This is a genomic window from Arthrobacter sp. zg-Y844 (assembly GCF_024385465.1).
GTDB lineage: Bacteria > Actinomycetota > Actinomycetes > Actinomycetales > Micrococcaceae > Arthrobacter_B.
Genome location: NZ_JANFLS010000001.1, coordinates 1 through 21,895, shown reverse-complemented (window position 1 = coordinate 21,895; position 21,895 = coordinate 1). Strand labels below are relative to the sequence as shown.

At 65.6% G+C, this 21,895-nt stretch carries 19 protein-coding genes and 1 tRNA gene; 11 read left to right on the top strand and 9 right to left on the bottom strand.

Features of this window, described 5'->3' with window-relative positions:
- Positions 1-13 precede the first annotated feature (13 nt).
- A tRNA-Lys gene (locus NNX35_RS00100) sits at positions 14-89 on the bottom strand.
- 116 nt (positions 90-205) lie between these two features.
- On the bottom strand, positions 206-529 hold the full coding sequence (locus NNX35_RS00095; RefSeq protein WP_255862776.1) for a hypothetical protein: 324 nt from the start codon (positions 527-529) through the stop codon (positions 206-208).
- Positions 530-623: 94 nt separating this feature from the next.
- Between NNX35_RS00095 and NNX35_RS00090 the strand changes: the two genes are divergently transcribed.
- A complete protein-coding gene (locus NNX35_RS00090) occupies positions 624-1,589 on the top strand; it encodes a 2-hydroxyacid dehydrogenase (protein WP_255866671.1) in 966 nt (321 codons plus the stop codon).
- 16 nt (positions 1,590-1,605) lie between these two features.
- On the opposite strand, the gene NNX35_RS00085 is transcribed toward NNX35_RS00090, so the two are convergent.
- Positions 1,606-2,091, bottom strand: a complete 486-nt coding sequence (locus NNX35_RS00085) for a hypothetical protein (protein ID WP_255764582.1) — start codon at positions 2,089-2,091, stop codon at positions 1,606-1,608.
- 149 nt (positions 2,092-2,240) lie between these two features.
- Here NNX35_RS00085 and ilvD point away from each other — a divergent pair, with 149 nt between their 5' ends.
- The 7 genes from ilvD to metG all read left to right on the top strand — a co-directional run bounded on the left by ilvD (position 2,241) and on the right by metG (position 12,029).
- On the top strand, positions 2,241-3,944 hold the full coding sequence (gene ilvD / locus NNX35_RS00080) for a dihydroxy-acid dehydratase (RefSeq protein ID WP_255764581.1): 1,704 nt from the start codon (positions 2,241-2,243) through the stop codon (positions 3,942-3,944).
- A gap of 422 nt (positions 3,945-4,366) precedes the next feature.
- Positions 4,367-6,274, top strand: coding sequence for an acetolactate synthase large subunit (locus tag NNX35_RS00075; RefSeq protein ID WP_255866669.1), 1,908 nt, complete (start codon positions 4,367-4,369; stop codon positions 6,272-6,274).
- A gap of 3 nt (positions 6,275-6,277) precedes the next feature.
- Complete coding sequence (ilvN, locus tag NNX35_RS00070) at positions 6,278-6,790, top strand: acetolactate synthase small subunit (protein ID WP_227918205.1); 513 nt, start codon at positions 6,278-6,280, stop codon at positions 6,788-6,790.
- A gap of 48 nt (positions 6,791-6,838) precedes the next feature.
- Positions 6,839-7,864 carry a ketol-acid reductoisomerase gene (ilvC, locus tag NNX35_RS00065; RefSeq protein WP_255764579.1) on the top strand — a complete coding sequence of 342 codons (1,026 nt, stop codon included), beginning with the start codon at positions 6,839-6,841 and terminating at the stop codon, positions 7,862-7,864.
- 173 nt (positions 7,865-8,037) lie between these two features.
- Positions 8,038-9,633, top strand: a complete 1,596-nt coding sequence (serA, locus tag NNX35_RS00060) for a phosphoglycerate dehydrogenase (protein WP_255764578.1) — start codon at positions 8,038-8,040, stop codon at positions 9,631-9,633.
- A gap of 86 nt (positions 9,634-9,719) precedes the next feature.
- Positions 9,720-10,454, top strand: coding sequence for a hypothetical protein (locus tag NNX35_RS00055; RefSeq protein WP_255866668.1), 735 nt, complete (start codon positions 9,720-9,722; stop codon positions 10,452-10,454).
- A 9-nt stretch (positions 10,455-10,463) separates the two neighbouring features.
- Positions 10,464-12,029 carry a methionine--tRNA ligase gene (gene metG, locus NNX35_RS00050; RefSeq protein WP_255866667.1) on the top strand — a complete coding sequence of 522 codons (1,566 nt, stop codon included), beginning with the start codon at positions 10,464-10,466 and terminating at the stop codon, positions 12,027-12,029.
- Positions 12,030-12,082: 53 nt separating this feature from the next.
- Here metG and NNX35_RS00045 read toward each other — a convergent pair whose 3' ends face one another.
- The 6 genes from NNX35_RS00045 to NNX35_RS00020 all read right to left on the bottom strand — a co-directional run bounded on the left by NNX35_RS00045 (position 12,083) and on the right by NNX35_RS00020 (position 18,286).
- Complete coding sequence (locus tag NNX35_RS00045) at positions 12,083-12,595, bottom strand: hypothetical protein (protein ID WP_255764575.1); 513 nt, start codon at positions 12,593-12,595, stop codon at positions 12,083-12,085.
- A 111-nt stretch (positions 12,596-12,706) separates the two neighbouring features.
- Complete coding sequence (locus NNX35_RS00040) at positions 12,707-15,208, bottom strand: ABC transporter permease (RefSeq protein ID WP_255866666.1); 2,502 nt, start codon at positions 15,206-15,208, stop codon at positions 12,707-12,709.
- Positions 15,209-15,210: 2 nt separating this feature from the next.
- The gene (locus tag NNX35_RS00035) at positions 15,211-15,981 is read right to left on the bottom strand and encodes an ABC transporter ATP-binding protein (protein WP_255764573.1); all 771 of its coding nucleotides are present in this window, start codon (positions 15,979-15,981) and stop codon (positions 15,211-15,213) included.
- A gap of 67 nt (positions 15,982-16,048) precedes the next feature.
- Positions 16,049-16,363, bottom strand: coding sequence for an MmcQ/YjbR family DNA-binding protein (locus NNX35_RS00030; RefSeq protein WP_255764572.1), 315 nt, complete (start codon positions 16,361-16,363; stop codon positions 16,049-16,051).
- 4 nt (positions 16,364-16,367) lie between these two features.
- Complete coding sequence (locus NNX35_RS00025; RefSeq protein ID WP_255764571.1) at positions 16,368-17,090, bottom strand: response regulator transcription factor; 723 nt, start codon at positions 17,088-17,090, stop codon at positions 16,368-16,370.
- Between the two features lie 5 nt (positions 17,091-17,095).
- On the bottom strand, positions 17,096-18,286 hold the full coding sequence (locus NNX35_RS00020) for a sensor histidine kinase (protein ID WP_255866665.1): 1,191 nt from the start codon (positions 18,284-18,286) through the stop codon (positions 17,096-17,098).
- A gap of 146 nt (positions 18,287-18,432) precedes the next feature.
- On the opposite strand from NNX35_RS00020, the gene NNX35_RS00015 reads away from it, so the two are divergent.
- From NNX35_RS00015 to NNX35_RS00005, 3 genes are all read left to right on the top strand, one after another.
- A complete protein-coding gene (locus tag NNX35_RS00015; RefSeq protein ID WP_255764569.1) occupies positions 18,433-19,497 on the top strand; it encodes a 3-isopropylmalate dehydrogenase in 1,065 nt (354 codons plus the stop codon).
- Between the two features lie 61 nt (positions 19,498-19,558).
- The gene (locus NNX35_RS00010) at positions 19,559-20,665 is read left to right on the top strand and encodes a branched-chain amino acid aminotransferase (RefSeq protein WP_255764568.1); all 1,107 of its coding nucleotides are present in this window, start codon (positions 19,559-19,561) and stop codon (positions 20,663-20,665) included.
- 7 nt (positions 20,666-20,672) lie between these two features.
- Positions 20,673-21,461 (top strand): MBL fold metallo-hydrolase, encoded by a 789-nt coding sequence (locus NNX35_RS00005; protein ID WP_370646903.1) that lies wholly within the window; start codon positions 20,673-20,675, stop codon positions 21,459-21,461.
- Positions 21,462-21,895: the final 434 nt, after the last annotated feature.

Here is a 21,895-nt window from a genome sequence, read left to right as displayed (position 1 = left end):
CGGACGGGGTAATTGGTGCACCCCCCGGGACTTGAACCCGGAACCCATTGATTAAGAGTCAATTGCTCTGCCAATTGAGCTAGAGGTGCGTATTCGAGGTGATGGAAACCAGTGGATTTTCTCCGTGGTCGGCATCAGCAACGACATGAAACACTACCAGCAGTTCCGCCGGAGAACGAAATTCCGGCAGCTTTTGTGTCCCGTCTCACGTTGCATTCCGTTCCGGCGTACCGCCTGGATGGGGGAGGACCACCAATTCGCCCGGATTACCGTCCCAGTCGCCGCTGCTGTCCACCACCCAGGTCCGTGCGGGGAGGTTCGACGCCGGGTCCCCGGTGGTCACTGTCGTAACGGCGTCGCCGGGGACCGGGGTAACCGGAAGGTCAGGGTCCGGCACACCGGAAGTGTCGATCCCCGCAGCGGTCCGCACGGCACCGTGGGCCAGCATCCGCTCAGCTGTCCGGGCTGCCCAGACAGCCGCAACGGACCCAACCCCCAGGGCTGTGAAGAGAAAGGATTTCCGGGCCACGGCGGCCTCCTTCGATCGGCGGAAGGCACGTTTTTCACGTTACGGCCGGCGCCTGCCGCTGTCCATAGTCGAGGACCCGGTTACGCTGGCTGGCATGGCCGACACTGAATCCCGCAATGTTCCGGTGCGCACCCTGACCGTGCCCACGCCCGAACTTCTGGAAGCCCTGCAGCCCCTGCCCGACGGCATGAAGGCAGCAGTCTGGGACCTGGCCGGTGAACCCGAGGGGGTGGCGTATCCGGACATCGATGCAGTGGTGCTTCCCTACGCCAACGGATCAGACTACGGAGATGCGCTGGACCGGGTGCCGAACCTGCTGTTCCTGCAGGCGCAGTCGACGGGCTATGACGGGCTGCCCGAGCTGGTCGGTGAGGGTACGGCCATTGCCAGCGCCGCCGGCGTCCATGCCGCCGCCACGGCCGAGATGGCCCTTACCCTGATCCTGTCCGCGCAGCGGGGAATCGACACTGCGCTGAGCGCCCAGCATGAGGGCCGGTGGGAATCGATCCGGTATCCGGGGCTGGCGGACCGCCGCGTGCTCCTCGTGGGGGTCGGCGGAATCGGCCGGGAGATTGCCGCACGGCTGCACCCGTTCGACGTCGAACTCACCCGGGTGGGCAGCACGGCGCGGACGGATGACGACGGCGCGGTGCACGGTACGGACGAACTCACCGATCTGGCGGCCCGGGCCGAGATCCTGGTGGTCATCACACCCTTGAACGCGCAGACCCGCCACCTCATCGACGCCCGCGTACTCGCCGCCCTGCCGGACGGGGCGCTGGTGGTCAACGTTGCCCGCGGCGCCGTGGTGGACAGCGAAGCCCTCACCAAGGAAGTGGTGTCCGGACGGCTGCGCGCGGCTCTGGACGTCTTCGATCCGGAGCCCCTGCCGGCAGAGCATCCGCTGCGGCAGGCATCCGGGGCGATTATTACCCCGCACTGGGGCGGAAACACCGCAGCCTTCGAACCCCGGATCAAGGCCCTGCTGCGCGAACAGGTGCAGCGGCTGGCAGCAGGAAAAGAACCGCTGAACCTCGTCCGCCCCGGCCCGTGGGGGTAGGCGAACCGCCTGCCCCCTAGGCCAGTTCCAGGTAGGAGTCCACGAAGGAACGGAAATCTTCCCAGTCGGCGGACTGCTCCAGCAGCCGCTCGCCCGCTGAAGCCGTGGCCGGCAGGGTGGCCTGCGCTTCCACGGCAAACTGGAAGACGCGGCCGGTGCTTGTGCCCACCTCGTACGCGTCCGTGTCCAGCTCGTCGGTGTGGCTCAGATTGGTGGTGTTCACCGAAGTGGGTACTTCCAGCCCGGCGAGGGTATCGACGTCGAACGGAGCAAACACAACCTCGGCCGGACGCCACCGGTAGCCCAGCACGTAAAAACCGGTTTCACCGTCGAGGCCCGGCGTGGCCAGCACCAGGTTGTAGTCACCGTAATTGGGAATCTGGGATTCGAAGACGCGGCGCAGCACCCGCTTCAGCTGGTTGCTGGCGGGGTTTCCCAGGTCTGCAGTGTCCGTCTCCGCAGTATGTACGCCCGGATCCGTGGATCCTGTATCCGATGTCATACCCCCAGTCTATGAACACCGTCCCCCTATTCGGGAAGCCCGTGCTGTCCCTGCCTCTGATCTTCATCTGCTGTTCACAGGCCGTAACAACAGACGCGAATGTCCGTCACAGAGACCACCCCGGCAGGCTTAAGTCCTACGATCTACCCATGAGCGTGGACAACACACCGGACATCAAACCCCGCAGCCGAGTCGTTACGGACGGCATACACGCCGCCCCTGCCCGCGGCATGTTCCGTGCCGTAGGCATGGGCGACGACGACTTCGCCAAGCCGCAGATCGGCGTCGCCAGTTCCTGGAACGAGATCACTCCCTGCAACCTATCCCTGAACCGCCTCGCCACCGGTGCCAAAGAAGGCATCCACGCAGGCGGCGGCTTCCCCATGCAGTTCGGCACAATTTCCGTCTCGGACGGCATTTCCATGGGCCACGAGGGCATGCACTTTTCCCTGGTTTCCCGCGAAGTCATAGCGGACTCGGTGGAAACGGTGATGATGGCCGAGCGCCTGGACGGCTCCGTGCTGCTTGCCGGCTGCGACAAGTCCCTGCCCGGCATGCTGATGGCGGCAGCGCGCCTGGACCTCTCCAGCGTCTTCCTCTATGCCGGTTCGATCATGCCCGGCTTCGCCAAGATGGAGGACGGCAGCGAGCGGGAAGTCACCCTGATCGACGCCTTCGAAGCCGTGGGTGCCTGCGCCGCGGGCAAGATGAGCCTGAAGGACCTCGACTCGATTGAACGGGCCATCTGCCCGGGTGAAGGTGCCTGCGGCGGGATGTACACCGCCAACACCATGGCCTGCATCGGCGAGGCGCTGGGCATGTCCCTGCCCGGTTCGGCAGCGCCGCCCTCCGCGGACCGGCGCCGCGACGAGTTTGCCCGCAAATCCGGCGAGGCAGTGGTCAACCTGCTGCGCAAGGGCATCACCGCCCGCGACATCATGACCAAGAAGGCCTTCGAAAACGCCATCGCCGTCACCATGGCCTTCGGCGGCTCCACCAACGCCGTGCTGCACCTGCTGGCCATCGCCCGCGAGGCCGAAGTGGACCTCACCCTCGAGGATTTCAACCGCATCGGCGACACCATCCCGCACCTCGGCGACCTGAAGCCGTTCGGCCGGTACGTGATGTTCGACGTCGACAAGATCGGCGGCGTGCCCGTGATCATGAAGGCACTGCTCGACGCCGGCCTGATCCACGGCGACTGCCTCACGGTCACAGGCAAGACCGTGGCGGAGAACCTCGCGGCCATCAACCCGCCGGATCCGGACGGGAAGGTCCTGCGTGCCATGGACAACCCCATCCACAAGACCGGCGGCATCACCGTCCTGAAGGGGTCCATGGCTCCGGAAGGCGCTGTGGTGAAGAGCGCAGGGTTCGACGCCGACGTCTTCGAAGGCACCGCACGCGTCTTCGAGCGTGAACAGGGCGCCCTGGACGCCCTGGACGCCGGCGAGATCTCTGCCGGCGACGTTGTGGTCATCCGCTACGAGGGCCCCAAGGGCGGACCGGGCATGCGCGAAATGCTCGCCATTACCGGCGCCATCAAGGGTGCAGGCCTGGGCAAGGATGTCCTGCTGCTGACCGACGGCCGCTTCTCCGGCGGCACGACGGGCCTGTGCATCGGCCACGTTGCACCCGAAGCGGTCGACGGCGGTCCCATTGCTTTCGTGAAGGACGGCGACCGGATCCGGGTGGACATTGCCGCCCGCAGTTTTGACCTGCTGGTGGACCCGGACGAGCTCGAAGCCCGCAAGGTCGGCTGGCAGCCGCTGCCGCACAAGTTCACCAAGGGTGTACTGGCCAAGTACGCCAAGATGGTGAACTCCGCGTCCACCGGGGCGTACTGCGGGTGAGCCCCTCCTTGGGGCGCGGGCGTTGGATCGCCCGCGCCCCAGGGGCCCTAAGGGGCATCGCCCCCTCAGGCCTTTGCAGCCTTATTAAGCCCTGCCGCCTTCCGTGGGCAGGGCTTAATAGCCGAGACACACGTCCAGATAGTGAGACGGACGTCTCATAAGATTGACACCCCCGTAGGGGAACGCAAGACTGAACGGTATGCAGATCGTACCCGTCGTCCTTATCAAGCGCGTGGCGTAACAGCCCGACTTGTCTAAGACGTCACGCGCGAACCCCTACGGAGCCAACAGGCACGAGGGGTTTTTTTATTGGCATCGTCAGTTTTGGCTTCGCTGAACACAGAAGCCGTACCGGGCACAACCCGGGCCGGCCGTCGCATGACCGCATTGACCATGGATTAGCATCCGCAAAGGAAGTTCCGATGAGTAAGGGATCGCCAATCAGCCCTTCGCTGATGGCCTCGAAGGCAAATGCCGCTGCACGCGCGGCAGCAGCCAAGACCAAAGACGTAGCCAGTTCCGTGTCTGCGCATCCGGAAGCCGCGGATGAGCGCATCCAGGGGCCCAACAACACCGTTCCGCCCACCGAGATGACCGGCTCGCAGGCCATCGTCCGTTCGCTTGAGGAACTCGGCGTCGACGAAGTCTTCGGTCTGCCCGGCGGCGCCATCCTGCCCACCTATGACCCGCTCATGGATTCCACCAAGATCCGGCACATCCTGGTCCGGCACGAGCAGGGCGCAGGCCATGCAGCCGAAGGCTACGCCATGGTGACCGGACGGGCCGGCGTCTGCATTGTGACCTCCGGACCCGGGGCCACCAACCTCGTCACCGCCATTGCCGACGCCCACATGGACTCCGTGCCGATGGTCGCCATCACCGGACAGGTCTCCAGCGCGTTCATCGGCTCCGATGCCTTCCAGGAAGCCGACATCGTGGGCATCACGATGCCCATCACCAAGCACTCCTATTTGGTGACCGATGCCGCCGACATCCCCCGGGTGCTGGCCGAGGCCTTCCACATTGCGACGTCGGGCCGTCCCGGCCCGGTCCTCGTCGACATTGCCAAGGACGCGCAGCAGGCGAAGACCACCTTCTCCTGGCCGCCGAAGATCGATCTGCAGGGCTACCGCACCGTGGTCCGCGGACATTCCAAGCAGGTGCGCGAGGCTGCCCGCCTGATTGCCGCCTCGCAGCGGCCCGTGTTCTACGTGGGCGGCGGCGTGCTCAAGGCCAACGCCTCGGCGGAGCTGCTCGAACTGGCCGAACTGGTGGGCGCCCCGGTGGTCACCACGCTGATGGCCCGCGGCGTTTTCCCCGACTCGCACGAACTGCATGTCGGCATGCCCGGGATGCACGGTGCGGTTTCCGCCGTGACCGCCCTGCAGCAGTCGGACCTGCTGATCACCCTCGGCGCCCGTTTCGATGACCGGGTAACCGGGGTGCTGAGCTCCTTCGCACCCGGCGCCAAAGTCATCCACGCGGACATCGACCCGGCGGAGATCTCCAAGAACCGTCCGGCGGATGTACCGATTGTCGGCTCGGTGAAGGAAATCACCCCCGAACTGGCCGACGCCGTGCGCGGACAATTCGAAACCGCGAAACCCGACATCTCGGCCTGGTGGGCCGTGCTGAACCGGCTGCGCGAAACCTACCCGATCGGTTACGCCACTCCCGAAGACGGACTGATTGCCCCGCAAAAGGTCATCGAACGCATCGGTGCGATGACCGGCCCCGAAGGCGTCTACGTGGCCGGCGTGGGCCAGCACCAGATGTGGTCCGCACAGTTCATCAAGTACGAGCGACCCCGGGCCTGGCTGAACTCCGGCGGACTGGGCACCATGGGCTATTCGGTGCCCGCGGCCATGGGCGCGAAGGTGGGCGCACCGGACCGGGTGGTCTGGGCCATCGACGGCGACGGCTGCTTCCAGATGACCAACCAGGAACTGGCCACCTGCCTGATCAACAACATTCCGATCAAGGTCGCCATCATCAACAACTCCTCGCTGGGCATGGTCCGGCAGTGGCAGACGCTCTTCTACGAGTCCCGCTACTCCAACACGGACCTCAACACCGGGCATGACACCGTGCGGATCCCGGACTTCGTCAAGCTGGCCGAGGCGTACGGCTGCGTAGGCCTGCGCTGCGAACGCGACGAGGATATCGACGCGACCATCGCGCAGGCGCTGGAGATCAATGACCGCCCCGTAGTGATCGACTTCGTGGTCAGCCGCGACTCCATGGTGTGGCCGATGGTTCCCACCGGTGTCAGCAACGACCTGATCCAGATTGCCCGCAACATGACTCCCACCTGGGAAGAGGAGGACTAGGAAATGGCCCGCCACACCCTTTCCGTGCTGGTAGAAGACGTTCCCGGCGTGCTGACCCGGGTCGCCTCGCTGTTTGCCCGCCGGGCATTCAACATCAATTCCCTGGCTGTGGGCCCCTCGGAGGTGCCGGGCATGTCCCGCATCACCGTAGTGGTCGACGCCGAGGGTGACCTGCTCGAGCAGGTCACCAAACAGCTGAACAAGCTCATCAACGTCATCAAGATTGTCGAGCTGGTTCCGGATTCTTCCGTGCAGCGGGACCACATCCTGGTCAAGGTCCGCGCGGATGCCGCAACCCGGCTGCAGGTAACCCAGGCAGCCGAGCTGTTCCGCGCCTCGATAGTGGATGTCTCCACCGACTCGCTCATCGTCGAGGCAACAGGCACCGCCGACAAGCTCAACGCACTGCTCTCGGTGCTTGAGCCCTTCGGCATCCGCGAAATAGTCCAATCCGGAACCCTGGCCGTTGCCCGCGGCTCAAAATCCATGAGCGACCGCGCACTGCGCAGCGCCTGAGTTCCCCCACAGACCCTTGTCCTTAGAAACCAGTAGGAGATAACCAAAGTGACTGACATGTATTACGACGACGACGCAGACCTGTCGATCATCCAGGGCCGTACCGTCGCCGTCATCGGCTACGGAAGCCAGGGCCACGCCCATGCCCTCAGCCTGCGCGACTCCGGCGTGGACGTCCGCGTGGGCCTCAAGGAAGGCTCCGCCTCGCGTGCCAAGGCAGAGGCCGAGGGCCTGCGCGTGCTGAACGTGGCGGACGCCGTCGCCGAAGCGGACCTGATCATGGTGCTTACCCCTGACCAGGTGCAGCGTTTCGTCTACGCCGAGGACATCGCCCCGAACCTGCAGGCCGGCGACGCCCTGTTCTTCGGCCACGGCTTCAACATCCGCTACGGCTACATCCAGCCGCCGGCCGACGTCGACGTCGCGCTCGTGGCACCCAAGGGCCCGGGCCACATTGTGCGCCGCGAATTCGAAGCCGGCCGCGGCGTCCCGGACTTGATCGCCGTCGAGCAGAACCCCTCCGGTACCGCCAAGGAACTGGCCCTGTCCTACGCCAAGGCCATCGGCGGCACCCGCGCCGGCGTCATCGAAACCACCTTCACCGAAGAAACCGAAACCGACCTCTTCGGCGAGCAGGCAGTGCTCTGCGGCGGCGCCTCGCAGCTGATCCAGTACGGCTTCGAAACGCTGACGGAGGCCGGCTACCAGCCGGAGGTCGCGTACTTCGAGGTGCTGCACGAGCTGAAGCTGATCGTGGACCTGATGGTCGAAGGCGGCATCGCCAAGCAGCGCTGGAGCGTCTCGGACACCGCCGAATACGGCGACTATGTCTCCGGCCCGCGCGTCATTGACGAGAGCGTGAAGGAGAACATGAAGGCCGTCCTCGCGGACATCCAGAACGGTGCCTTCGCCAAGCGCTTCATCGATGACCAGGATGCCGGTGCCCCGGAGTTCAAGGAGCTGCGCAGGAAGGGCGAGGAGCACTCCATCGAAGCCACCGGCCGCGACCTGCGCAAGCTCTTCTCCTGGATCAAGAATGAAGACGATTACACCGAGGGTTCGGTAGCCCGCTAGCCGGACCGTAATCTCCGGCGCCGATTCGCCCTGCGCCCGCACCTGCGCGATAAGCTCGAAAAGCAAGCCGAATCGGCAAGGAGGCCGGACCCCACGGGTCCGGCCTCCTGCACGAAATGCCCCAACACAATCTTCCAGTGCAAAGAAATCTTCCAAGTGTAAAGAGGTCATCGGTGTCTGCCACCAAACCAGTCGTACTCCTTGCGGAGGAACTCTCGCCCGCCACCGTCGAGGCCCTGGGCCCCGACTTCGACATCCGCACCACCGACGGCGCCGACCGCTCCCAGCTCCTGGCAGCGATTGCCGACGTCGACGCCATCCTCGTGCGGTCCGCCACGCAGGTGGATGCCGAAGCGATCGCCGCCGCCAGGAACCTGAAGGTTATTGCCCGGGCCGGCGTGGGCCTGGACAACGTGGATATCAAGGCCGCCACGCAGGCCGGCGTGATGGTGGTCAACGCGCCGACGTCGAACATCATCTCCGCGGCGGAACTGACGGTGGGGCACATCGTGTCCCTGGCCCGGAACATCCCGCAGGCCAGCGCCGCCCTGAAGAACGGCGAATGGAAGCGCTCCAAGTACAGCGGCACCGAACTGTTCGAAAAGAAGATCGGCATCATCGGCCTGGGCCGCATCGGCGCCCTGGTGGCCGCACGCATGCAGGGCTTCGGCACCGAGATCCTCGCCTATGACCCGTATGTCACCTCCGCCCGCGCCGCCCAGCTGAATGTCCGGCTGGTGTCCCTCGACGAGCTGCTCGCCGAGTCCGACTTCGTCACCATCCACATGCCCAAGACCCCGGAAACGGTGGGCATGCTCGGCGCCGAGGCGTTCGAGAAGATGAAGGACACCGCCTACGTAGTGAATGTGGCCCGCGGCGGACTCGTGGACGAAGCAGCCCTGTACGAGGCGCTGCAGGCCGGAAAGATCGCCGGCGCCGGCGTCGACGTGTTCGTCAAGGAACCCAGCACCGACCTGCCCTTCTTCGCCCTGGACAACGTGGTGGTCACCCCGCACCTGGGCGCCTCCACCGCCGAAGCCCAGGAAAAGGCCGGCATCTCGGTGGCGAAGTCCGTCCGCCTGGCGCTGGCCGGGGAACTGGTGCCCGACGCCGTGAACGTGGCCGGCGGCGTCATTGCCGAGGACGTCCGGCCGGGCATCCCGCTGATCGAAAAGCTGGGCCGGATCTTCACCGCCCTGGCCTCGGATTCCGTGACCGCCATCGACATTGAAGTAGCCGGAGAAATTGCCGCCCTCGATGTGAAGGCACTGGAACTGGCGGCGTTGAAGGGGATCTTCACGGACATCGTGTCCGAGCAGGTCTCCTATGTGAATGCTCCGGTCCTCGCCGAGCAGCGCGGCATCGAGGTCCGGCTGCTGACCACCCCGGACGTGGATGACTACCGCAACCTGCTGACCATCCGCGGCGCCCTGTCCGACGGGACGCGGCTTGAGGTCTCCGGCACCCTTACGGGTCCGAAGCAGATCCAGAAGCTCGTGGGCGTGAACGGGTACGACCTGGAAATCCCCATCAGCGAGCACCTCATTGTGCTGATCTACCAGGACCGTCCCGGCGTCATCGGCGCCCTGGGCCGGGTCCTGGGCGAAAAGGAAATCAATATTGCCGGCATGCAGGTGGCCCGCAACTCCGAGGGTGGACAGGCACTGTCCCTGCTCACCGTGGATTCCTCCGTGCCGCAGGACGTACTGGAGGCACTGAAGCTCGAAATCGGTGCCACCGTGGCCCGCGAGGTGGACCTGCAGGACTAGCAGCACGCCCGCTGTCCGGAGGGCAGCGCCAGTATTGCCGGAAGGCCGGTCCCGAACAGGGCCGGCCTTCTCGCTATGCTGGGGCCATGTCACAGCCCCCGGCGGAGCAGGCCATGCCGGCGCACGAACGGCCCTGGACGGCGGGCGCCCTGCTGCTGGTGGGCATCGGCTCCTATGCCGCCGTCTTCCTTAACACGCAGGTCCTTTGGGGCTGGGACGATCAAGGTGCGGTTGTCCTGGTCAACCGGATGGTTTTCGCCCTGGCAGTGGTCCTGACCGGGCTGACGGTTTTTGCGCCGGCCCGGCCGCCCGCCGTCGGAATCCGGCTGGCGGTTTATCTGGCTCCGCTGAGCCTGCTGCTGTGGCTGGTCCCGGCGCAGTCCAGCTCTATGGAATTGCTGGTCGCGCTGCTGCCGCCCTGGGCTTTGTTGACCGCGCTCTACGGGGTCCGGTGTGGACTTCCGACGGGATGGAGATTCGTCCTGGCCTATCTCGGAACAGGTGCGGCCGGCTGTTTGCTGATCGCCACGGTGTGGGTCAACGAACTGGTGTGGATTATGCCCGTACTGCCCCTGATGCTGCTGCTTGGGCCCCGCTACCGGCAACGCAGGCTCAGGGCGGCGGTGGAGATTTTCCTGGCGGTGCTGCTGGCGGCGTGTATAGGGGCTGAGTTCGTCCTCCTGCCGCAGGGGGACTCCTGGTTGCCTTACCGCAGCATCGTGGGAACGGCGTGCACCATCAGCCTTTTTTACACCGCCGTCCTGCTGGGCATCGCCCGCCGTACCGGCACCGAAGCGACAAGTCCCGCTAAAACAGGGTAATTTTCTTATGTGACTTCTTCCGATTCCAAGACCCCGTTCTACATCACCACGGCCATCTCCTACCCGAACGGCGAGCCCCACATCGGGCACGCCTACGAACACATCGCCACGGACGCCATGGCCCGCTTCAAGCGCCTCGACGGCTACGACGTGTTCTTTATGACGGGCACGGATGAGCACGGCCTGAAGATGCAGCAGTCCGCGGATAAGGAAGGCGTTACCGCCAAGGAACTCGCGGACCGAAACTCTGCCGCCTTCAAACAGATGGAAGCGGACATGGGCACCTCCTATGACCGCTTCATCCGCACCACCGACGCCGACCATTACGCCGCAGCGCAGGCCATCTGGAAGCGGATGGAGGAGAACGGCGACATCTACCTCTCCAAGTACGCCGGCTGGTACTCCGTCCGGGACGAGGCGTACTACACCGAGGACGAGACCGAAGTCCGCGAGGACGGCGTGCGCTACTCCAAGGAGACCGACACCGAGGTGACCTGGACGGAAGAAGAAAGTTACTTCTTCCGCCTCTCCGCCTACCAGGACCGGTTGCTGGCCCTGTACGAATCCCAGCCGGACTTCGCAGCCCCGCGCTCGCGGTTCAACGAAGTCATCAGCTTCGTCAAGGGAGGCCTGGAGGACCTTTCCATCTCCCGCACCACGTTCAACTGGGGCGTGCCCGTGCCGGGCAACCCGGATCACGTGATGTACGTGTGGGTGGACGCGTTGACCAACTACCTCACCGGCGTCGGCTTCCCGGATACGGAAAGCGAAGCGTTCAAGAAGTACTGGCCAGCCGATGTGCACGTGATCGGCAAGGACATCTCCCGCTTCCACGCCATCTTCTGGCCGGCGTTCCTGATGTCCGCCAAGCTGGAGCTGCCTCGGCGGATCATGATCCACGGCTTCCTGCACAACAAGGGCGTCAAGATGTCCAAGTCGCTGGGCAACGTGGTGGCTCCGAAGGCCTGGGCCGAGCAGTACGGCTTGGACTCGGTCCGGTTCTTCCTGCTGCGCGAGGTGCCCTTCGGTGCCGACGGCTCCTACAACCACGACGCCGTCGTGGGCCGGATGAATTCCGACCTTGCCAACAACCTGGGCAACCTCGCCCAGCGCTCACTGTCCATGGTGGCCAAGAACTGCGGCGCAGCGGTGCCGCAGCCCGGAGCGTTCACCCCCGAGGACACAGCGCTGCTGGAAGCGGCCGGGAACCTGCTGCAGATCTCCCGCGAGGCCTACGAGGTCCAGGATTTCCACGGCGCACTGGAAGCCACCTGGAAGGTCCTCGGCGACACCAACGCCTACTTCGCCGACCAGGCACCGTGGGTGCTGCGGAAGACCGACGTCGAGCGCATGAACACCGTGCTCTACGTGACGCTGGAAGTGCTGCGCATTGTGGCCATCCTGATCCAGCCGGTGATGCCGGAAAGTGCGTCGAAGCTGCTCACTGTCCTGGGCCAGGACGACGACGCCGCCCGGCAGTTCAGTGCGATCGGCGCGCCGCTGGTGCCGGGTACCCAACTGCCGGCTCCGACCCCCATCTTCCCGAAGTACGAGGAACCGGCCGAACAGGCCTAAGACATAAAAACACCCCCGGCGGTTGCCGGGGGTGTTTTTGGTTCCTGGGCAGGTCAGATGGATTCGGCGGAGCCGAGGAACCGCTGCGCGGCGGTGCGTTCCATCACGCCGGCCACGTCTTCCTGCTGACGTCGGGCGGTCTCGGTGAGTTCCTGCAGCCGCGCCGTGTTGAACCGGTGATCCGTGGCGGAAAGCACCAGCAGGGTCCGCCACAGGGATTCCTTCATCCGCACCAGGGACTGCAGGGATTCCAGTTCCAGCTGCCCCGTGGCGCCGCCGCCGGTGCTGAGCGGATTCAGCGGACCCAGCTTGCCTGCTGCAGCCCCCACCATGGCCGCAGCCGCCTTCACCTTGCTGCGCGAATAGCCCAGCGCATGGATCAGGGATTCCAGCTCGTCGCGTTCATCGGCGATCTCTTCCGCGAGCCGGGCGAAGGTTTCCTCATAGGGGGATCCTTCCCAGGTGCGCTGCGCGGCTGTGAAAAGGCGGACGCCCGTTTCCGCCCCGACCAGATGGTCGTCCAGGTAGGCGGCCAGCGATTCGTGTTCCGTCTGTGACTGCTGCATGTGCTCTCCTCACGTCGTCCGGATGCATCTCGTCGTGCCGGCTGAAATCAGCCTGCTTAGTAATTCATCCTGTTCAGTATCCTTGCAGATCCGCGGCCGGACCGCGAGGAGCTAGTCCGCGGCCAGCCCGGCCACGGGGGAGAGCCGGGCCGCACGCCGGGCGGGAAGCACCGACGCAGCCAACCCCGCCAGGAGCGCCACGGCCAGGACGGCGAGCAGCTGCAGCCAGGGCAGCGACAGTGCCACAGTGGTGAAGGAACCCAGCGCGGATTCCGCTCCCAACCAGCCGTACAGTGAGCCCAGGATGCTGCCCATCAGGGCGGCCACACCGGCAATCAGCACGGCCTCCAGGGCAAGCATGCCGCGCAGCTGTCCGCGGGTCAGGCCCAATGCGCGCAGCAGCGAGGACTCACGGGTGCGTTCCAGGACGGACAGGGAGAGGGTGTTGGCCACACCCACCAGGGCAATCACCACTGCCACTCCCAGCAGCCCGGTGACCACCATCAGCAGGACGTTGATGATCTGTTCAAAAGCCCCCCGCTCAATGGCCGAGCCCGAGACGGCGTAGTCCTCCACGTCCACCGCCGCGGCAAGGTCGGTGCGCAGGTCCATCAGCTCGTTGGTGTTCAGGCCGTCCGCCACGGTCAGCCACAGCTGCGGCTGCACAGGATAGGTATCCGCTTCCGCCGCCGGCAGACCGCCGAGGGTTTCGGCAGTCTCGCTGCTGATCAGCGGCTGCAGCTGGCTGCTGTCCGAGACCACCACCTTCAGTTCGACGCTCTTGGCCGCTCCTTGAACCGTAAGGGTTTTCTCCGTGGTTCCCTGCGGCATCAGGATGACGCCTGGCTCCAGTACCAGGGTGGAATCCTGCAGCACCTTCGCGGCGTCGGCAGGGTCCAGGGCATAGACACCGTACGGTCCGTACTCCGTCTCGGTCATGCCGGCCGGAGGCACCAGTACCGCTTCCTGCACACCCTTCACGGCACGGGCCGCGTCCTCGTCGGTGGAGGTGAACGGCGAGTCGTCGATGGGACCGCTGATGCTGACATCAACCGGGTATTCCGCCGCCAGCACACCGTCCAGGGAGGTCCGGACGGTCGCAGCGCCGGTCATCATCATGGTCACCAGGGTGACGCCGATCAGCAGGGCGGAGGAAGTGGCGGAGGTGCGCTGGGGGTTGCGGACGGCGTTGAGGGCCGCCAGCTTGCCCGGCACACCCAACGGCGCCGCGATCCTGCCGACGGTGCGCACCAGGGACGGAACAAACAACGTGGCGCACATCAGCACGCCCACGAAGCTGAGCATCCCGCCGGGCAAGGCAATGAGCAGGTTCCCTTTTACCGCGCCGACGGCCAGCAGTGCGGCGCCGACCGCCAGCAGTACCAACCCGATGCCCAGGCGGACGCGTCCACGTCGAGTTCCTGCACGGACGTCGTCCGCCGGACGCAGGGCTGCCAGAGGTGCAACGGTCGTGGCGGCGCGTGCCGGAACCAGCGAGGCCAGGACTGTCAGCGCGATGCCGACACCCAGCCCGGCGACAACGGCCAGGGGGGAGACCGACAGTGTTGCGAAGCCGCTCTCCGGGATGTTCTTCAGGTAGGCGATAATGCCGCCAACGAGTGCAATGGCTGCGAGGACTCCGGCAACTGACGCCACGATGCCAACGATCAGTGCTTCCACGATGACGGAGCGGCGGATCTGCGAGCGGGCGGCGCCAATGCACCGGAGGAGGGCGAGTTCCCGCGTGCGCTGGGCCACCAGCACCGAGAAGGTATTGGAGACCACCAGGGCACAGACCAGCAGGGCTACGGCAGCGAAGGCCAGCAGGATGGTGGTGAGGATGTTCTCCCCTCCGGTGAAGGAGGCAACCACAGCGTCCGTCTGTTCCTGCGCGGTGCGGACGTACACACCCTCCAGGCCGCTGATGTCCTGCTGCAGTGCTGCGCGGACGTCCTCCACTGAGGCGCCGTCGGCCAGTGCCACCTGGATGCTGGTGAAACCGGACCCGGGCTCACCGAACTCAGCCGCCGTGGCAGAGGTTGAATACAGCTGCGGGGTTCCCATGAGCTGCGGGTCCTTGGACGCGGACACCAGGGCAGTGACCGTGAGCTCGGCCGTTTGTTGCTCACCTGCGGGGTCATCGATAAAGGCGGTGAGGGGTAGCACCGACCCCTCGGTCAGCTCCTGGCGCTCGGCGGTGTCCTTGTCCACGGCTACTTCGTTGTCGGCGACCGGGAGCGTTCCCTGGAGTACGTCCACGGGGAAGAGGTCCGCGTGCTCCGAGGTGTTGCCCAGCTGGGCGACGTTCAGGTCCTTGCCGAAGGCGACGTAGGTCTGCCGGGCCGCGTAGATACCCTCCACGCCGGGGGTCTCCCGGACCAGGGCGGCGGTGTCTTCATCCAATACGGCCGCGTCCGCACTGTACATATCGCTGGTGACGAGCAGATCGGCGTTCCGGTACGCCTCGCCGACGCTCTGCGTCAGCGAGGCCTTGGACGAGGAATTGATGATGAGGGTGGCGGTGAGGAAGCCGACGGCAATCAGCACCGCCAGGGAAACGGCGATGAACCGCCGGGCATTCAGGCGCACCTGCGCCAGGGCTACCTGCAGCATGCTTATGCCCCCAGCTGGGTGAGGGCGGCGAGCACGGACTCGGGGGTCGGCTGCGCCAGTTCCCCGACCAGCTCGCCGTCGTTCATCAGGACCACGCGGTCAGCGTAGGAAGCGGCCACGGGGTCGTGCGTCACCATGATGATGCTCTGGCCGAACTCCTTGGTGGAGCGGCGAAGGAGCGAGAGTACTTCGGCACCGGACTTGGAATCCAGGTTGCCGGTGGGTTCGTCGCCGAAGAGGACATGCGGGCGGGTCAGGAGGGCCCGGGCCACGGCCACGCGCTGCTGCTGCCCGCCGGAAAGCTCGTGGGGGCGGTGCCGAAGCCGGTCCCGCAGGCCGAGGGTTTCGGTGATGAAGTCCAGCCATTCACGGTCCACGGTGCCGTTGGCCAGGGAGACCGGCAACGTGATGTTCTGCTCCGCGGTCAGTGTGGGCACCAGGTTGAAGGACTGGAACACGAATCCCACGCTGTCGCGGCGCAGGCGGGTGAGATCGGCGTCCTTCAGACCGGTGATTTCGGTGCCGCCTACCCAGATACGGCCCGAGTCTGAAGTGTCCAGGCCCGCGAGGCAGTGCATCAGTGTGGATTTGCCGGAGCCGGAGGGGCCCATGATGGCGGTGAACGTACCGGTTTCGAAACTGACGTCCACGTCCTTCAGGGCGTGGACGCGGGTGTCGCCGGTTCCGTAGGTCTTGTTCAGGAGCTGTGCGGCGGCGGCCAGACGCGGTTTTCCGGCGCCGGCCGCAGGGGAATGCTGTGCAAGTGATGTCATACCGCCACAGTATTGCCGAGGCGGATGCGGTTACATCGGAGGGCAGGAGGTCATTTTTCTCAGCGTCTCATACCGTGGGTGGAAGGGGGCCGGCCAGCCGGTAGGACTCGCGGAGCAGCTCGGACAGCTCATCCGGAGGCAGATGCTCCAGCCGGGCCAGGAGGAGCAAGGGGGACCGGTTGTGGTGCGGCGTCCAATAGAACAGGTCCGGCTGCAGCGCCGCCAGCGCCTCGCGTTCGGCGCTCTTCACGGTCAGGACACCGTCCTCCCACATCCGGGCCATCAGGGTACGGGCGAACCAGGCCGGCTGCTTCCAGCTAAGGCGCTCCGTCACGCCCGGGAGGGAGAGACAGATGGAGCGAACGTCGTCGACCGTGACCATCTCCCTAGGGTGCGACAATCCCCGTCTCGTAGGCAATGACCACGGCCTGTACCCGGTCCCGGGCCTCCAGCTTGGCCAGGATATGCCCCACGTGGGTTTTCACGGTCGCTTCGGACAGGTACAGCTTCGCGGCGATTTCCGGATTGGACAGGCCCTGCGCAATCAGGGTGAACACCTCGTGTTCGCGCGGGGTCAGGGAGGCGACGGCGTCGGCATGCCGGCTGCCCGGCGCACCGGCCGTGCGCAGCAGGGGAGCGACGTGGTTCAGGAGGCGGCGCGTAGTAGACGGTGCAATGACGGCGTCCCCGCGGTACACGGTCCGGATGGCCTCCAGGAGTTCCTCGGGCGGTGCGTCCTTCAGGAGGAATCCGCTGGCTCCGGCCTGGATAGCGGTGAGCGCGTATTCATCCAGGTCGAAGGTGGTCAGGACTACGACCTTGGGTTTGCTGCCGGTGTCGCCGTCCAGAATCCGGGAGGTGGCTTCGATGCCGTCCATCCCGGGCATACGGACGTCCATCAGTACGACGTCGGCGGACACGGCTGCCAGCGCGGCCAGCGCCTCCCGCCCGTTACCGGCTTCGGCAACAACCTTGAGGTCGGGCTGGGAATTGATCAGCATCCGGAACCCGCCGCGCACCAGCTGCTGGTCATCAACGAGGAGTACCCGGATGGGGGCTGCGGGCTCGGTGGACGGGTCGGACGCTGCAGTCCAGGGGGAATCCGGCACTGTGGCTAGGCCTCCGTGTAGGGAATGAATGCTTCAATGCGGAATCCTCCGCCGGCCGCAGGGGCGGCCTTCAACGTTCCATCGTAGAGGGACAGCCGCTCTGCCATGCCCTTGATGCCCTGCCCGGCGCCGTCGTCGTGCAGGGCCGACGCCGCGCCCAGCCCGTCGTCGTGGACATCCAGTTCCAGTCCGGCAGGGGTCCACCGCAGGGCCACGTCGGCACGCGCCCGCGGGCCGGCGTGCTTGAGCACGTTGGTGAGCGACTCCTGGATCACCCGATAAGCGGTAAGCTCCGCCCCCGGCGGCAAGGCGCGCCGCGGCGTACCGGTAACGCTGAAGGCGGCTTCCAGCCCGCCCCGTTGAACGGACTCAAGCAGTTCGTCGATGTCGGCGAGGGAAGGGAGGGGACGGGTAGAGGCGGCTTCGTCGCCGCGCAGTACGCCAAGCAGTCGGCGCATCTCCCGCAGGGAACTTCGGCCGGTCTCTGCAATGACGCCCAGCGTCTTCGGCGCGATGTCCGGGTCCTCGGCGCTCGCATACCGGGCGCCGTCGGCCTGGGTGATGATCACGGACAGCGAGTGCGCCACGATGTCGTGCATTTCGCGGGCGATGTGGCTGCGTTCATCGGCGGCGGCGAGTTCACGTTCCTGTTGGCGTTCAACTTCGAGCCGATGCGCGCGGTCCTGGAGGGCCTGCACGGCCAGCCGCCGGGTGCGGGTCAGGTCGCCGAACGTCCATGCCACCAGGACCACCGCTTCGACGGCGACGAGGTCGATGACGGCGATGACGGAAATGCCCTCCCCGGCGATGTCGGGGAAGATATACCGGATCAGGAAGAGTGCCCCGCCGATGGCGGCCAGGGCCAGCCCGGCAATGCTCGCCCAGCGCGGGGCGAAGGCAGCCAGGGAATACACAGTGACCAGAACGAAGATGTCTGCCGGCAGACCGGTGACCGGGACCAGGAAAAGCTGGAGGACACAGGCGGCGGCTTGGACGGCGGCTGCCGCCACCGGGCGGCTGCGGCGCCAGGCCAGGCTCATGCAGATGGCCGCGGACAGGAAGAACTCGACGTTTTGTCCTCCTCCCGTCAGCAGGAAGGGGACGGCGAAGATGAGCGTGGCAGCGATTGCCTGCCAGAAGTTCACTTTCCCGGAGTTCGCCTGCAGCCAGGCATAGAGTCGTCGGTGTACGAGCATGGAAACCAACTTTAGGGGTGTTCGGGCGTCCGCGCGTCATACTGCGGGTTGAACTCCCGGGGGTGACGTCCCGGAGGTCCGTCCCGGGTGTCCACGATGCGGGACGGGTTGCCCGGTATCTGGACCAGTTTCCTAGGATGGGCAGCATGAGCGAAGACACACCCCGAACCATTTCCCTGGCCGTCATCCCCGGCGACGGGATTGGCCCCGAAGTCACCGCCGAAGCAGTGAAGGTGCTGCTGGCGGTTACCGGCGGCAGCCCCGTCCGGTTTGAGCTGACGGAATACCCGCTGGGAGCGGAGCACTGGCTGGAAACCGGCGAGACGCTTCCGGAGCACACACTGGAAGCGCTCAAGGGGCACGATGCCATCCTGTTCGGTGCCGTGGGTGCCGCACCGGGGGACACGCTCGTCCCGTCGGGCCTGATAGAACGCGAACTGCTGCTGAAGCTGCGGTTCAGCCTGGACCACTACGTCAACCTGCGGCCGTCCCGCCTGTACCCGGGTGTGCACAGCCCGCTTTCTGCTCCGGGCAACGTGGACTTCGTTGTGGTGCGCGAAGGTACCGAGGGACCGTACGCCGGCAACGGGGGAGTGCTGCGGGAGGGCACCCCGCAGGAAATCGCCACCGAGGTATCCCTGAACACCGCGTACGGCGTGGAACGGGTAGTGCGCGACGCCTTCCGTCGGGCCGCTGCCCGGCCGCGCCGCCACCTGACCCTGGTCCACAAGCACAACGTGCTGGTGAATGCGGGCAGGCTCTGGAAGCGCACCGTGGAGAAGGTGGCCGCCGAGTTCCCGGAGGTGACGCATGACTACCTGCACGTGGATGCCGCAACGATCTTTATGGTGAGCGATCCGTCACGCTTCGACGTGATTGTCACCGACAATTTGTTCGGCGACATCATCACGGACCTCGCAGCGGCGATCACCGGCGGGATCGGCCTGGCGGCCTCCGGAAACATCAACATGGACCGGACCTTCCCCTCCATGTTCGAGCCGGTCCACGGCTCCGCTCCCGATATTGCCGGGCAGCAGAAGGCCGACCCGACCGCAGCCATTCTTTCTGCCGCGCTCCTGCTGCAGCATCTGGGCTTCCACGAAGAAGCGGCCAGAGTGGAACGGGCAGTGGAGAAAGACCTCGCCGGCAGGGACGGAACGCGGCGTTCCACCGCTGAGGTCGGCGATGCCATTGCCACCGCGGTGTCATAAGCTCGTGCATAGCCAATAAGCAGTCGTAGAACGGGCTTTTGCCGTTCACAGTGGAGGAATCATGACCGTCAGCGCACTGGAGTTTTCCCAGGAGCTTTCCAGCAATCCCAAGCTCGCCGCCGAGCGTGCAGCCATCCTGGCAAACCCCGGGTTCGGCGACTACTTCACGGATCACACCGCCGTCATTGACTGGAAGGCGGGGGAGTCCGGCGAGCAGGAGTGGCAGAACGCTCGGATTGAGCCCTACGGTCCCATCTCCATTGATCCTGCCGCCGGCGTGCTGCACTACGGCCAGGAGATTTTCGAGGGCCTGAAGGTCTACCGCCATGCCGACGGTTCAGTGGTGAGCTTCCGTCCGGAGGCCAACGCAGCCCGCCTGAACCTTTCCGCCCGCCGGCTTGCCCTGCCCGAACTGCCCGAGGAACTTTTCCTGGAGTCCATCCGCCAGCTGGTGGCACTGGACCAGGACTGGATCCCCGACGGCGACGGTGCCGCGCTGTACCTGCGTCCCTTCATGATCGCCACGGAGGCCTTCCTTGGCGTTCGCCCGGCCCGTGAAGTCTCCTACCGGGTCATCGCCTCCCCGGCCGGAAATTACTTCGGCGGGGAATTGAAGCCTGTATCCATCTGGCTCTCCTCCAAGTACGCCCGCGCAGGCCGCGGCGGCACCGGGGAAGCCAAGTGCGGCGGCAACTACGCGGCGTCGCTCATTGCCCAGATGGAAGGCGAAGCGAACGGCTGCAAGCAGGTGCTGTTCCTGGACGAATTCAATGACAACGCCGTTGAAGAACTGGGCGGCATGAACGTCTTCTTCGTCTTCAAGGACGGCCGTCTGGTCACGCCGGCCCTGTCCGGCACCATCCTGCACGGTATTACCCGCTCGTCCGTGCTGCAGCTGGGCCGCGACCGCGGCATGGACGTCCAGGAACGCAAGATCACCCTGGACGAATGGCGCGAGGGCATTGCCTCCGGCGAGATCACCGAGGTGTTCGCCTGCGGTACGGCTGCCGTCATTACCCCGATCGGCCAGCTGAAGTCCGAGGACGAGGTCATTGGCTCCGCCGACTCCAAGCCCGGCGAGGTCACCATGTCCATCCGCGAGCAGCTGCTCGGCATCCAGACCGGCACCGTGGAGGATACCCACGGCTGGCTGACCCGCCTGGCCTAGGACAAACATGCCAATGCTTCCGGAGTCCGGAGTGGTCCGCAGCAGTGACCTGACCCGCGTAAGGCTGGCGCCGAACCCGGGTCCCATGTCGCTGGACGGTACCAACAGCTACATTGTGGCTGCCCCCGGATCCGGAAGCACGGTGGTGGTGGACCCGGGCCCCCGGGACGAGCAGCACCTGCAGGCCCTGGCGGATGCCGGAACCGTGGAGCTGGTGCTCATCACCCACCGGCATTCCGATCACACGGAGGCCAGCCGGCGGTTCGCCGAACTGACCGGCGCTCCGGTGCGGGCCTTCGATCCCGCTTTCTGTGTGTCGGGCAAACCACTGGCGGCTGATGAAGAGATCTCCGCTGCAGGTGTGGACATCCGGGTCCTTGCGGCTCCGGGCCACACGTCCGATTCGGTGTGCTTCTGGCTTCCCGACGACGGCGCCAACGGTTCCGTCCTGACGGGGGACACCATCCTGGGGCGGGGTACTACCGTGCTGGACTATCCGGACGGAAACCTCGGCGATTACCTGGACACACTGGATATGCTCTCCAACCTTGGACCGGCCATGGTCCTTCCCGGACACGGACCGGTCCAGGCGGACCTTAGTTCCCTGGTCCTGACCTACCGCGACCACCGAGAAGAAAGGTTGGAACAGATCCGGGCAGCCCTGGCACAAGCCGGGCCGGACGCCGGCGCGGGGGAGATCGCTGACTTGGTCTACTCCGATGTGCCGGCGAACGTCCGCCGGGCGGCGGAACTTTCGGTGGCCGCGCAGCTCGCCTATCTGCGGAACGGCAGCTGACGAAGGAGATTCCGGCCCGGAGCTGTCCGCGCGGGTGTGACGAGGAAAACCGGCTGCGGGCTTGCATGGGGGCAGCGGGACAGTCCTAAAATGGAAACATCGGTTGCAGGGCAGGGGACGGAAAACTGTTCCCGGGCCCAGTGCGGCAGGTCACTTCGATCCGGTTTGCAAGGACCGGAAGCGATGTGTAGAGTTACATGAGTCGCCGCGGCCGGGACGCTGGAAAAGCGCCCGAGCATGGCGGCCAAACCCCAACAAAAAACAGAGTCCAACCAGTGCGCGCCCTTCGCGGGGCCGGTGGAAAAGACTCCGTTGGATGCTGGGTCCGGAACGGCGGAAAACGCCTTTCACGGGCTCCCGACAAGGGAAACCGCGAATTGCAAATAACGCCGGAATGGAATAAGATATAAAACATTGCAGCGAAGAAGAAAAGG

Excerpts from the sequence above, each read along its gene's own strand:
- NNX35_RS00015 (WP_255764569.1), top strand. The coding sequence starts at position 18,433 with ATGAGCGAAGACACACCCCGAACCATTTCCCTGGCCGTCATCCCCGGC.
- NNX35_RS00090 (WP_255866671.1), top strand. The coding sequence starts at position 624 with ATGGCCGACACTGAATCCCGCAATGTTCCGGTGCGCACCCTGACCGTG.
- NNX35_RS00040 (WP_255866666.1), bottom strand. The coding sequence starts at position 15,208 with ATGCTGCAGGTAGCCCTGGCGCAGGTGCGCCTGAATGCCCGGCGGTTC.
- NNX35_RS00030 (WP_255764572.1), bottom strand. The coding sequence starts at position 16,363 with ATGGTCACGGTCGACGACGTTCGCTCCATCTGTCTCTCCCTCCCGGGC.
- ilvD (WP_255764581.1), top strand. The coding sequence starts at position 2,241 with ATGAGCGTGGACAACACACCGGACATCAAACCCCGCAGCCGAGTCGTT.
- NNX35_RS00055 (WP_255866668.1), top strand. The coding sequence starts at position 9,720 with ATGTCACAGCCCCCGGCGGAGCAGGCCATGCCGGCGCACGAACGGCCC.
- NNX35_RS00085 (WP_255764582.1), bottom strand. The coding sequence starts at position 2,091 with ATGACATCGGATACAGGATCCACGGATCCGGGCGTACATACTGCGGAG.
- ilvN (WP_227918205.1), top strand. The coding sequence starts at position 6,278 with ATGGCCCGCCACACCCTTTCCGTGCTGGTAGAAGACGTTCCCGGCGTG.
- NNX35_RS00010 (WP_255764568.1), top strand. The coding sequence starts at position 19,559 with ATGACCGTCAGCGCACTGGAGTTTTCCCAGGAGCTTTCCAGCAATCCC.
- NNX35_RS00035 (WP_255764573.1), bottom strand. The coding sequence starts at position 15,981 with ATGACATCACTTGCACAGCATTCCCCTGCGGCCGGCGCCGGAAAACCG.
- NNX35_RS00005 (WP_370646903.1), top strand. The coding sequence starts at position 20,673 with ATGCCAATGCTTCCGGAGTCCGGAGTGGTCCGCAGCAGTGACCTGACC.
- NNX35_RS00075 (WP_255866669.1), top strand. The coding sequence starts at position 4,367 with ATGAGTAAGGGATCGCCAATCAGCCCTTCGCTGATGGCCTCGAAGGCA.
- NNX35_RS00045 (WP_255764575.1), bottom strand. The coding sequence starts at position 12,595 with ATGCAGCAGTCACAGACGGAACACGAATCGCTGGCCGCCTACCTGGAC.
- NNX35_RS00020 (WP_255866665.1), bottom strand. The coding sequence starts at position 18,286 with ATGCTCGTACACCGACGACTCTATGCCTGGCTGCAGGCGAACTCCGGG.